Genomic DNA, 11439 nt, shown 5'->3' on the forward strand with positions numbered 1-11439 from the left:
CGCCATTTCCTCGATCAAAAATAATCCCGCCACGGAATTTCCCGCCGCGTCCAGGGGGGGAGAATAACAGGCGATCGTCCCAAACCCATCCTCGCTGGAAGTCTGGGAGTTGGATCTTACCTGCCAAAATATCTGCCAGAATTTTGGGGAGTTGGAGCTTGGTGCTATCGAATGTTGTCATGATGCGATCGGGGAGGTCGTCATCAAAATGACGATGGCAATTTTGCGATCGGCTAAATTTTGCTCGTAACGCAGGTTGCGATCCGTCGTGATTATTCACCGTTTTCAGACTTTGAGGTTGCCGTTTCCCGAAGCCGAGAATCCGATTGAGATTGTAACATTTTTTGACATCGACGCGATCGCGATGATGAGACGCTGCACGGTTCGCACGGATTTCCCGAGTCGGTTTATAGCCTGCCGAAGTTTTTCGCCGTAGGTTTTGCGATCGCAGGGTTCCCTGAGACTTTGGAGGATCTCCAATTCGGGGTCGTGGCGTTTCGACAGCCCGACAACATCAATGTGTTGAGACGATATATAATTTATTACTGTACAGTTGAATTTTTGAAATGGCCGATTTCACCTTCGCAGATCTTTTCGCCGGAATTGGGGGATTCAGAATCGCCCTCGAACGGGCGGGATTGAAATGCCTTTACTCTTGCGAAATCAACGAATCTTGCCGTCAAGTTTATTATGAAAATTTCGGCGAATATCCGGAAGCAGACATTTCGGAAATTGACTTTTCCACCCTTCCCGATGTCGATCTGATAACCGCCGGTTTTCCCTGCCAGCCTTTCAGCATTTGCGGCAGGCGGCGGGGGTTCTCGGACCAACGGGGGACGATTTTTTTCTATCTCTGCGAACTGTTGAAACACAAGCAGCCAGACGTTTTTATTTTGGAAAATGTCAAGCATTTGCTGCATATTGAAAAGGGAAAGACGTTTCAAATTATTTTAAATGAACTCCGCAATTTGGGCTATTTCATCAGCCACGAACTTTTGAACGCCAAAGACTTCGGATTGCCCCAAAACCGGGAAAGGGTTTTTATCGTCGGCTCGAAATATAAGCGGTTTGAGTTTTATAAGTTGCCGAAAATAACGCCCATTCCCCGCTTGAGAGAATTTTTATTGCCTCAAGATAACTTCGATTATCTGTCTCCGGAGGAATACACCCTGATCGAGAATCCCAAACAACAAGATTCGGGGTTGATTTTTGTCGGTTACAGAAATAAAAGTATTTGGAAAAAAGGAGTCCGCCCCAATACCGAACATTTATCGCGAGTTCACCGCCAACCGAATCGGATTTATTCCGTTGATGGAGTTCACCCCACTTTACCGTCTCAGGAGTCGTCGGGCCGATTTTTTATTTATTTGCCCGAGGAAGACCGGGTGCGGAAATTGACGTTGGAAGAATGTTATAAAATTATGGGTTTTCCTGATAATTTTAAAAAAACGCCTTCCACCGCAGATGCCTATCGCCAGATCGGAAATTCCGTCGCCACGACCGTCGTTAAAGAATTGATACGGGAAATGATAAATCAAGAGATTTTTTCCGGCACTCCCAACCGTCAAAAGACGGCCATTTCGGAAAAGAGTTTGCCCCCCGTACAACTGACTATTCCGGGTTTGTCCGTGCGATCGCCCCGGACGATTCCTTCCGTCAGTCAAACAGGCTGAGAACGAGCGATCGCGCCATTTCCTCGATCAAAAATAGCCCCGCCACGGAATTTCCCGCCGCGTCCAGGGGGGGGAGAATAACAGGTGAATCTCTGATTTGACAGGTTTTCAGTTTTGTGATGGGAGTTTTGATTTTTTAGTCAAAATTGATTGATTAATCAACAATTGACCCATCAATTAACCTGTGTGAGGAATGGGTTATGAGTAATTTTTAAGTAGACAAACGGTCATAGCGTATTGAGTCAAGCGCTGTAACCATTGCCGGATTGGAGCTTTCAGAAATAGCGGGGAGCGGATTTGAACCACTGACCTTCGGGTTATGAGCCCGACGAGCTACCAGACTGCTCTACCCCGCGGCACATCTATATACTATAAATGACTTTTTCCAAAACCGCAACCCCTAAACCATCATTAATTCTCCGCTCACCTCCAACCGCTTGAAGTCGTTGAGGCTCATGAACTGCTCCGCAAGGGTTTCGGCGATCGCGGGGCTGATCCAACCCATCTGGGTGAGCAGGTGGATGGCGATCGCGTACTTCGCCCGTTTGGCCCCGTCCATCACCTTGATCGCCAGTCCCATGCCCTCGCCGACCCGGCCAACGCACTGGACGCCCTCGGCCCCGGCCTTGCTGACCAGTTGCCCTTGCGTGAGTCGCATCAGTTCCGTGTCGAAATGTCCCTCCCAGGCGACGAACTCGGGATGGTGGGTCATCGATCGCACGATCCGCTCCATATCCAAATTGTCCCCCGAGGCCAGCTTGGCGTACAGCGTCGCGATCTGGGACAGTTCCATGTAATAGGTCGGTGCCCCGCAGTCGTCCCGGGCGCCGATGAATTCGTCCCCGGGCATCCCCAGCAGCTCCCCCACCTTGGAGATGATCAGTTGTTGGACGGGGTGTTTGCGCTGCAAATAGGTCTCCAGCGGCCAGTGTCGCTGCCGGCACACCGCCAGCATCCCGGCGTGTTTCCCGGAACAGCCGTGTTGGAGGGGGCTGCGCTTCCCGGGCGGTGTCGGACACTGCAGGTGAGAGGGGTCGATGTCGCACCGCCACAGGATGTTGAACGCCTGCCGTGCCTGTTCAATGTCGCCGTGATGGGAACTGCACACGATCGCCAGGTCCCGGTCTGTCAGGTCGTAGCGCTCCAAGGTCCCCGTATTCGTCACGGCCAGAGCTTGGAAGGGTTTGAGCGCGGAACGCACGAAAGTCCCCGTATCCGGGTGGCCGGCGACAAATAGAATTCGCCCCCGGTTATCGCAGACGGTCGCTTGGATGCGATGGACGGCTTCCGTAATTCCTTCCCGCAACAGTCTCACTTCCAATTCCGTTGCCTGTATCCGTTTTCCCCTTGTCATGTCGTCTTCAAAATAGTGTGATTGATCGTCAAAATTCAGCCCGCGATCGCGCCGTTGTAGCCGATCCAAATCGACCCCCCGATCGCCAAAATCGTCCCCAGACCGTAGAACGTCTGTCGGAGTCGGTCTAGGAGGGGGCGGACTTGATGATTCAAAATGAGGCGATCCTGGACGACGAATTCCGGGGTTTTCGGCCAAGTTTGGCCGTCGTACCACCCGGACTCCTCGTAAAATACCGTCGGACTGTTCAGGCGCGATCGGATGTACCACCAGCCCAGGTACAACCGCAGGACGACCAGGGTCAGAATCAAACTCGAACCGGCCCCCGCACTCAACACGAACTGCACCGGGGCCTGCTGGGGTGAAAAACTCGCCGCCGCCACCGGGGCGAAAATCAGCCAACTCCACCCCCACACCCAGGCCAGTTTCCGGAGATATTGGGGCCAGGCCAACGTCACCCAGTGGAACGGCCAAGACCCCTTGAGTTCCTGGTATTCGTTGATGGGAAGCTGTTCGGACGGGACGGGACAGACTGAAACTGAAACCTTTTTCATCGTCTTTTCGGCGCTCGGGATCTTATCGTTTTGAATCGGGATTCGAGCCTGTCATCGGCATCAAAACTTAATGATAGCGAATCGGCGACCGTCAGACGACATCCGGCACTCCGGCCGATCGCGGCATCTTCCGATCGCTGCGTCTGCCGGCCGATCTTTCAAACCCATTCCGACCAATCCACCCGTTCGGCGTGGCCCCAGAACGCTTCCAGGTTGTAGAACTCCCGTTCTTCCGGGAGGAGGATGTGAACGATCAGGTCACCGTAGTCCACCAGCACCCAAGATCCTTCGCCCTGGCCTTCAATTCTCAGTGGGAGTCGCTGGGTTTGCTCCTCAACATGAAGGGCGATCGCCTGGTAGATGGCCCGGACTTGGGTATTGGAGAAACCGGTCACGATCAAAAAGTAATCGGCCAGGTAAGACACTTCCGTGACCCGAAGCAGCGCGATCTGGTCTCCTTTGCGGTCTTCTGCCGCCCGGGCCGCGGCGATGGCGGTGGCCAAGGTCTGATCTCCGAGGTCGGTGGCGACGGCGGAGCCGTCGGCGGATTGAGCGTGGGCATTGTTCAACATTAAGCGATCGAATTCCCCCTGACGTTACGGCATTGCGAGTGGGACGGGTTACATTGATGGTGATATTTTAGCAACTCAAATCTCGATCCGTTTTTCGGACCCCGGTTTTTCTTAATCTCTCCGTCCCCCCCCGACACCCCACACCCGATCTCGAGTTAAGACTCGACGCCGGCCACCGTCGCGAACAGGGCCTCGTACTGATTCAAAGCCTGCTCGAAGCTGAAACAGTCTTCGGCAAATTGCCGTCCCTTGCGGCCGAGGGCTTCGACCCGGGGGCGATCGCGGTACAGTTCCAAAAGGGTATCGGCCATCGCCTGGGCATCTTCCGGGGGAATCACGACCCCGCCGCCGCTCTCGAGGACGGCGACCCTCGCCGTCCCCGTATCGGGGACCGATGCCACTATCGCCCGACCGCTGGCCAGGATCACCGGGATCTTCGAGGGCAGGTTGAAGGCGGTCACATCCCGTTTCTGCACCACCAGGCTCACGTCCGCCGCCGCCAACATTTCCGGCAACCGCTCCCGGGGCTCGAAGGGCAGGAGTGAGACGTTCCCGGCATTTTGGGCGCGACAAAAGTCTCGCAGGTTTCCGAGTGCCCTTTCTTCTCCCACAATGACAAACGCAATTTCGGGAATGTGTTGCAGCTTGGAAGCGGCTTCGATCACCGTTTCCAACCCCTGAGTCAGGGCGATATTGCCCGAGTACAGCACCACGAATTTATCGGTCAACCCGTGGGCTTTCCGAAACGAATTCTCCGGCTTCGGCAGGGGTCGGATAAAATCCGTATCCACCCAATTGGGAATATAAATAATTTTTTCTTTGGGAATGCCCTGCTCGAGCAATTTATCTCTGAACCCTTCCGCGATCACGCTCACCCGGCTGACATTTTGATAGGTCAACTGTTCGACCGATCGCGCCACCCGCAGGATCGGACTTTCGGACTCCACCAACTTGACCCGCATCGCCGCTTCCGAAACGATATCCTGGAGGTTGAGCACCACCGGACAGCGCCGCACCCAAGCGTACAAGCTCACCGGCAGGGACACCAGCAGGGGCGGCACCGTAGCGAAAATCACGTCCGGGCGGAACCCCCGAAAAGCCTGGAGGATGCTGGTGGAAATAAAACTCCCGTCCAACATCAACCGGGCTTTCAAACCCGGTTTCGGCCCCCGAATCCAAACGAAGCTGCGCTGAATGTGGACTCCGTTTCTCTCCTCGTTCAAATACAACTTGCCCCGATAACCTTCGTAGATCTGGCGCTCGGGATAGTTGGGCATGGCGGTGACGACCCGCACCTGGTGTCCCCGCCGGACCAACCCTTCGGCCAGTTCGGTCATCAACGGTGCGATGCCGATAGGTTCGGGATAGTAATTGTAAGAATAGATCAGAATACGCATGATGTCCAGCCAATGTGAAAAAAGCAAAAATTTTTCGGTTTAGAGGCGACAGTTTGAGCTCGAATTGTTGAGGCTTTCGGAGGGGAAAGTGGGACGGTTAAAAGTCGAGCCGACCGTCAGCCGCGACGGTGGTTGATGCACGCCCTGTGACGGTTTCTGTTTCAATCCTACCCATCAACGGGCTTTTACCAATAACTTTTCAATTTCTTTTGGGTTTGAGGGCCAGCAAGACTTCGACTTCGATGCGATCGCTCGTCGGTCGGGCGGCGCTGATCCCGACACCGCGAATCGAATTGAGGAGCGTCAGGGTTTTGGGTTCGACAGCCACGGCCGGCGCCGCCAGCAGGTAACCGGTCGCCCAAGACACCAGATGCTCCATATCCAGATAAACATAACTGTGATTGGCTCGGGGTAACGATTCGGTGATCCTCTGAAATCTGGGATTTTCGGGGAGATTCGGATTGGGAACGAGTGTGATCGTTTCGACCACCGGGCCGCCGAAGGCGACGAACAGGGTATCGGGGGTCAGCCACCCGTGTCCGAACAGGGTCCCCTGTTCGGGGTCGTTCCATTCCGTGACCTCCACCCCCTGAATGGTGCGCCGTTCGACATCGACGGGGGGGTTGCTTTCGGCCACGATCGCATCGAGTTGCTCCAGGGTGGCATCGGCCTGGGGGCGGTCGCCCGTTTCCAACAACAAGACACCGCCCAACCCCAAAGGGGCGAGAATGCCGTCGTCGGAGGCGATCGCCCCCAGGGCAAATTCCCCGTCCATCCAGCCGAAAACCTCCCCGTCGGCATCCAGGTCGAGGGCCCGCAAACCCCGCCGCACCTGGCGCACGAAGTCCCGCACCGGGGGATTTTCCGGCGCCCCGGCGACCAGTTGCGACCAGAGGCGATCGATGCCCTGGCTGTTGATCAAAGCGATGGTTTCTGAGGGAAATCGGGCCACCAATTCCCCCACTTCGGGGGGGGATTCGGGCGAAGTCGGCGGGGGTTGCAGCCGCATCACCCCTTTGAGGCGCAACCCCTCCCCATCCACGCCGACGCCGATGGCGGCAGACTCGACGGGGGTGAGTCGGGAGACGGCACCCCAAGATCGCCAAGATTCCCCCGATAATTCGGCCGCTTGCTCCACAAATCCGGCATAGTCCGCAATGAAGATCGTCATCAGGGGGTTGGGAACGGCGATGTCGTGGAAAAATAAGTCTTCGCTCCCCCAGACGTCGGCTAGGGAGGGTTCCCCCCGCAGGGTGTCGATCGCCCGCTCGATGGGTTCGGCTGTCGCGGCTACCAAGACGCGATCGCCGATGGTGGCGATGCTGTAGCGCTTTCCGCCCTCCTCGGTATATTGGGAAATGGTGATGCCCCGATAGTCTCGCCCTTGATGTTGAATTCCGGTTTGGGAATTCAATCGGTTCGCCAACTGACTCGCCTTGAAACGGTTGCGGATCGCCAAAATCATCAGCAGGTGGGAATCCCCGCCCTGTTCGGGGTCCTCCGGCGGCAGCACGCTCACCATCAGCCCCCCCATCCACGGCTTCAGGTCGCGATCGAAATCCAGGGGCGTCCCCGCCAAACTCTGCCGTTTGAAGTTGGAGAGGATGCGATCGACTTGGTTGCGGGTCGCCCGGGTCCCGAATCGCTTCAAATGCTGGAGGGAGGACGAGTCGGGCGAGATGAACGTCGCCATCAGCGCTTCGTCGGGGACGAGTTTGGCGCTTTCCTCGGGACGGTAAGCCTGCACCCGCAGGGTCCTCAGATAGACGAGAACCGCCACAGTGCCGGTACAGGCGATCGCGGCAGCGGCAATGAGAAGCTTGGATTTGTTGAAGGGCATCTTGATCCGTCTCGATCGCGTCAGAAAGGTCGGGAACCGATTCGCTCGGTGCATCCCCTATCGTAACGCTCTCGGCCGCCCAGAGTCCGTCAACTGTAGCACTATTGGGAATGGGGAATGGGGAATGGGGGGCTCCGCTTGACCGAAGCTCCCTCCCCTTGACCGTTGCTTGACCGTTGACGGACTCTGCTTCCGGTCGCCTCCTGGAACCCCTCCGCTCCCCCCCACACGGTATGATAGCTGCAAGAGTGCGATTTGTATCAAATCCGGTCGAATATCAAAGCCGCCTGGAAATCAATTCCCCGGTGGGGTCGGTTCGCGAACTGCCCCTACATCTGCCGCTCAACTATAACAACTTTTTGGGTTTGAGATTATGAATTTTGCCAAGTTCAGACAACTCCACGCCACGATGGCTCCCATTGTCATGCTACCGCTATTTGTCACCGTTTTTACTGGGGTGATTTACCGCCTCGGGAAAAGTTGGTTCGGCCTGTCGCGGGATCAGGTTCACTTTTTGATGGTGATTCATGAAGGGGAATATTTGGGACAGACTTGGGAACCGATTTACGTTCTTTTGAACGGGTTGGGCTTGCTGTGGATGTTGATTACCGGGGTGACGATGGTGATTCAAAATATCAGGCGATCGCGCTGGTTTCGCAACCTTCAGGCGAACCAAAAAACGGTCACTTCCGATGGCGGCGAGTGAGCTATCAGCTATCAGCTTGGGAGCGATTTCCCAACAGTTTCTTAGATCAAATCTGGTTGAATGCTCGGGACAAAACGGGTTGGATATCAAGACCGCTTGGAAATCAATTCCGGAGGGCGCAAGCCTGACGCCCCTACCCGCTCAAATCATCGATCGATGATTGGGGAGTTATATCATGTCCGCTCAAACAGTTATGATTCCTGGATGCCATCTTCTGAAGCGGCTTCAAACTTTTGCCTATTGCCTCTTGCCTATTGCCTTTTCTCGACGTTAAGTGTCCGTATTTAAACGGACTTGATATGAGTGCAGCCAAATAATTGGATCTGATATGATCCCCTATTCCCGATTCCCGATTCCCAAATTTTTTAAATTTTTTCCGGACTTTAAAAGGCGCGAGGGGGGTTGACAAGGGGTGGCGATGGGCGATAAAATATTGACATTATCCCCCATAATGGGAGTGGTTGTAAAAATATTATTTTTGTCACCACTCCCATTATAAAAAAATAATACCGCAAGTCAAGTCAAAAATCAACCCCCTCGAAAAAAAGTCGAAAATTTTTAACATTTCTTAATTTTTTTTTTTAAAATCGCGAGATCCGGTCAGGCGATCGCATCCGAAGGCGGTTTGGAGTCGGCGGCGGAAAGGTCGCGATCGAGGAATTTCAACACCCGTTGCAAGTACATTTTCTCATCCTCCAACATGGGGAAATGGGCGGTATTGTTCAAAATCTCCAACTGGACGTTTGGATTGAGAGTCGCCGCCTGTTTCGCCATATCCGCCGGAATAATTTGGTCATATTCCCCAGCCACCAACAACGTGGGGACGGTCAATTTTTTAAACTCCTTGGGAAACCATTCCGTCGCCTCTTTGCTGACGGAGGTCAAAACGGTTCCGTAAGCCGCCCCGAAATCCGCCAACAAGAAATCCTCCAAAAAGGCGCGACTGACGGGGCTCGGGAGGGAACGGTGCAGGAATCGCGCCATAAAGAATTTGTGAATGAGCGGCAGTTTCGCCATCCATTTGGGGCGGAACATGACGACGTAGCGGCTGAATTTGTGGAAGGTGTTGAATGATTTTTCATCGTATTCAAAAATACCGCTGCAAGTCAAAATCGCCCGTTCCACCCGTTCCGGATAGCGGTTGAGGAAAATGGCGGCGACGGAGGCGCCCATCGAGTGGGCGTTCAGATAAATTTTATCGAGATTTAGGGTATCCAAAAGGATGGCTAAATCTTCGGCATATTCGATCAATTCGTAGCTGCGATCTTCCCCTTCCGGGAGGCGGTTGGAACGTCCGAAGCCGCGCATATCGTAGAGGAGGCAGTGAAAGCGATCGCCGAGCGATCGCGCCGTGCTTTCCCAGTAGCGGGACGAGCCCCCCCAGCCGTGCACGAACACCATCACCGGCTTGGAGCTCTCGGGACTGTGCGGCGTTCCCACCCACTCGTAATAGTGATCGACACCGTTAATCGTAATATAAGATTGCTCGGGATGCAAGCTGACCATCGCGCCTCCAATCGTCCAATTCACCGATCGCATACCGACCCGAAAGCCGATCAATATTCATCCTACCGCAACTCGACCAAAAATGTTAGTATCCGCCAACGGCTGGGGTGCGATCAATGTGAATTTGCGCGGGTTGGATTTGAGTCATTTCGTCCTGACGAATTGCTTTTTAAAAGATAGCGATTTGAGTGATGCTTGCTTCAACCTAGAAACCGGGTTTCTACCAACATCTGAGCGGGGAACCCAACACGCTCCTAGAAACCCGGTTTCGGACTCCAACGCGGTTTCTTCGTCAATGCTGAAAGGCCAACAGAAACCTGGGCGGTACGATCTGCAACTGCAAACTGCGGTAAACGGCGATCGCATCCCCGCGCCCTCCGTTCCGGCCCCCCTTAAAGGGATCTCAAAGTCCCCCTTATCTACGAAGGGGGATTTAGGGCGGTCGCCTTTTGGAAAAACAACGATCAGCGATCGACCGACCCCATAATAATATCGATGCTTCCCAAAATTGCCACGACATCGGCAACTTTCGCACCCTTCACCAAGTCCGGGAAAATCTGCAAATTGTTGAAATCCGCCGCCCGAATCTTGAACCGCCAGGGGAAAACGTTGTTGTCGCCGATAATATAAATCCCCAATTCGCCCTTGCCGCTTTCGACCCGGGCGTAATGTTCGCCTTCGGGAATTTTGAACGTGGGGGCGATTTTCTTGCCGATAAATTGGTAGTCGAAACCGTTCCACTCAGATTTGGGTCCTTCCATCATCCGCTTGGCTTCCAAGTTCTCGTAGGGGCCCCCCGGCAGTCCGTCCAGGGCTTGGCGAAGAATTTTAACCGACTCCCGCATTTCCCGAATTCGGACTAAATACCGAGCCATGCAGTCTCCCGCCGTTTCCCAGTGGACATCCCAATCGAAATCGTCATAGCATTCATAGTGATCCACTTTCCGCAGATCCCACTTGACGCCGGACGCCCGCAACATCGGGCCGGAGAGCCCCCAGTTGATCGCCTGTTCCCGGGTGATGGTTCCGAGTCCTTCGATGCGGCGGCGGAAAATCGGGTTGTTGGTGATCAGCTTTTCGTACTCGTCCACTTTGGGGAGGAAGTAGTCGCAGAAGTCGTGGCACTTGTCCACCCAGCCATAGGGCAGGTCCGCCGCCACGCCGCCGATGCGGAAGTAGTTATTGTTGACCATCCGATAACCGGTGGCGGCTTCCCAGAGGTCGTAGATCATTTCCCGTTCCCGGAAGATGTAGAAGAAGGGGGTCTGGGCGCCGACGTCGGCGAGGAAGGGGCCGAGCCATAATAGGTGGTTAGCGATGCGGTTGAGTTCCAGCATGATCACCCGGATGTACTGGGCGCGTTTGGGAACTTCGATGTCGGCCAACATTTCCGGGGCGTTCACCGTCACCGCTTCGTTGAACATTCCGGCGGCGTAGTCCCAACGGCTGACGTAGGGGACGTACATGATGTTGGTGCGGTTTTCGGCGATTTTTTCCATTCCCCGGTGCAGGTAGCCGATGACGGGTTCGCAGTCCACCACGTCTTCCCCGTCGAGGGTGACAATCAACCGCAGTACCCCGTGCATGGAGGGGTGGTGGGGTCCCATGTTGATGACCATGGGTTCGGTGCGAGTTTCGATTCTGCTCATATCGGTGTAAACGTCTGAATGGGTTCGGGTCGAGTGACGGAGTGGGATGGATTCCACTTCCGTCTCAGGTCAACCTACTGTAAGCGTCGCGATCGCGGTACAGTGGTGTTGAATGTGCGATTCGTTCGGGAGTGAAATAAGGCTGAAATGCCTGAAATAACCTCCTGGTAAGGCTTCCATCCCCTTGG

The 11439-nt window shown here is 54.7% G+C and carries 11 protein-coding genes and 1 tRNA gene; 2 read left to right on the forward strand and 10 right to left on the reverse strand.

The features are described from left to right. Together AC0QHF_RS08735 and AC0QHF_RS08740 are read right to left on the reverse strand one after the other, a co-directional pair. Positions 1-280: hypothetical protein (locus AC0QHF_RS08735; protein WP_324703820.1), on the reverse strand; the 280-nt coding region annotated here is incomplete at its 3' end. A gap of 5 nt (positions 281-285) precedes the next feature. Beyond that, complete coding sequence (locus AC0QHF_RS08740) at positions 286-480, reverse strand: hypothetical protein (RefSeq protein ID WP_324703821.1); 195 nt, start codon at positions 478-480, stop codon at positions 286-288. Between the two features lie 86 nt (positions 481-566). Between AC0QHF_RS08740 and AC0QHF_RS08745 the strand changes: the two genes are divergently transcribed. Next, on the forward strand, positions 567-1673 hold the full coding sequence (locus tag AC0QHF_RS08745; RefSeq protein ID WP_324703822.1) for a DNA cytosine methyltransferase: 1107 nt from the start codon (positions 567-569) through the stop codon (positions 1671-1673). A 282-nt stretch (positions 1674-1955) separates the two neighbouring features. Here AC0QHF_RS08745 and AC0QHF_RS08750 read toward each other — a convergent pair. The 6 genes from AC0QHF_RS08750 to AC0QHF_RS08775 all read right to left on the reverse strand — a co-directional run bounded on the left by AC0QHF_RS08750 (position 1956) and on the right by AC0QHF_RS08775 (position 7390). Continuing rightward, positions 1956-2029 (reverse strand) — tRNA-Met (locus AC0QHF_RS08750). 44 nt (positions 2030-2073) lie between these two features. Then, the gene (locus AC0QHF_RS08755) at positions 2074-3027 is read right to left on the reverse strand and encodes an asparaginase (protein WP_324703823.1); all 954 of its coding nucleotides are present in this window, start codon (positions 3025-3027) and stop codon (positions 2074-2076) included. A 35-nt stretch (positions 3028-3062) separates the two neighbouring features. Further along, on the reverse strand, positions 3063-3581 hold the full coding sequence (locus AC0QHF_RS08760; RefSeq protein WP_324703824.1) for a CGLD27 family protein: 519 nt from the start codon (positions 3579-3581) through the stop codon (positions 3063-3065). A gap of 158 nt (positions 3582-3739) precedes the next feature. Beyond that, entirely contained in the window at positions 3740-4153 is a 414-nt protein-coding gene (gene rsfS / locus AC0QHF_RS08765; protein ID WP_324703825.1) for a ribosome silencing factor, read from the reverse strand. A 155-nt stretch (positions 4154-4308) separates the two neighbouring features. Next, positions 4309-5550: a glycosyltransferase family 4 protein gene (locus AC0QHF_RS08770; protein ID WP_324703826.1), complete on the reverse strand. Its 1242-nt coding sequence runs from the start codon at positions 5548-5550 to the stop codon at positions 4309-4311. Positions 5551-5749: 199 nt separating this feature from the next. Continuing rightward, complete coding sequence (locus tag AC0QHF_RS08775) at positions 5750-7390, reverse strand: DUF3352 domain-containing protein (protein WP_324703827.1); 1641 nt, start codon at positions 7388-7390, stop codon at positions 5750-5752. 409 nt (positions 7391-7799) lie between these two features. On the opposite strand from AC0QHF_RS08775, the gene AC0QHF_RS08780 reads away from it, so the two are divergent. Next, positions 7800-8096 carry a PepSY domain-containing protein gene (locus AC0QHF_RS08780; RefSeq protein ID WP_324703829.1) on the forward strand — a complete coding sequence of 99 codons (297 nt, stop codon included), beginning with the start codon at positions 7800-7802 and terminating at the stop codon, positions 8094-8096. 600 nt (positions 8097-8696) lie between these two features. Here the strand turns inward: AC0QHF_RS08780 and AC0QHF_RS08785 are convergent. Together AC0QHF_RS08785 and AC0QHF_RS08790 are read right to left on the reverse strand one after the other, a co-directional pair. Further along, positions 8697-9602: an alpha/beta fold hydrolase gene (locus AC0QHF_RS08785; protein ID WP_324703830.1), complete on the reverse strand. Its 906-nt coding sequence runs from the start codon at positions 9600-9602 to the stop codon at positions 8697-8699. Positions 9603-10066: 464 nt separating this feature from the next. After that, positions 10067-11251 (reverse strand): NAD(P)H-quinone oxidoreductase subunit H, encoded by a 1185-nt coding sequence (locus AC0QHF_RS08790; protein ID WP_324703828.1) that lies wholly within the window; start codon positions 11249-11251, stop codon positions 10067-10069. Between the last annotated feature and the right edge of the window lie 188 nt (positions 11252-11439).

The organism is Lyngbya sp. CCY1209, assembly GCF_055795065.1.

Bases quoted from the DNA above. Each gene is read 5' to 3' on its own strand.
- AC0QHF_RS08745 (WP_324703822.1), top strand. From the start codon at position 567: ATGGCCGATTTCACCTTCGCAGATCTTTTCGCCGGAATTGGGGGATTC.
- AC0QHF_RS08785 (WP_324703830.1), bottom strand. From the start codon at position 9,602: ATGGTCAGCTTGCATCCCGAGCAATCTTATATTACGATTAACGGTGTC.
- AC0QHF_RS08790 (WP_324703828.1), bottom strand. From the start codon at position 11,251: ATGAGCAGAATCGAAACTCGCACCGAACCCATGGTCATCAACATGGGA.
- AC0QHF_RS08770 (WP_324703826.1), bottom strand. From the start codon at position 5,550: ATGCGTATTCTGATCTATTCTTACAATTACTATCCCGAACCTATCGGC.
- AC0QHF_RS08775 (WP_324703827.1), bottom strand. From the start codon at position 7,390: ATGCCCTTCAACAAATCCAAGCTTCTCATTGCCGCTGCCGCGATCGCC.
- rsfS (WP_324703825.1), bottom strand. From the start codon at position 4,153: ATGTTGAACAATGCCCACGCTCAATCCGCCGACGGCTCCGCCGTCGCC.
- AC0QHF_RS08760 (WP_324703824.1), bottom strand. From the start codon at position 3,581: ATGAAAAAGGTTTCAGTTTCAGTCTGTCCCGTCCCGTCCGAACAGCTT.
- AC0QHF_RS08755 (WP_324703823.1), bottom strand. From the start codon at position 3,027: ATGACAAGGGGAAAACGGATACAGGCAACGGAATTGGAAGTGAGACTG.
- AC0QHF_RS08780 (WP_324703829.1), top strand. From the start codon at position 7,800: ATGGCTCCCATTGTCATGCTACCGCTATTTGTCACCGTTTTTACTGGG.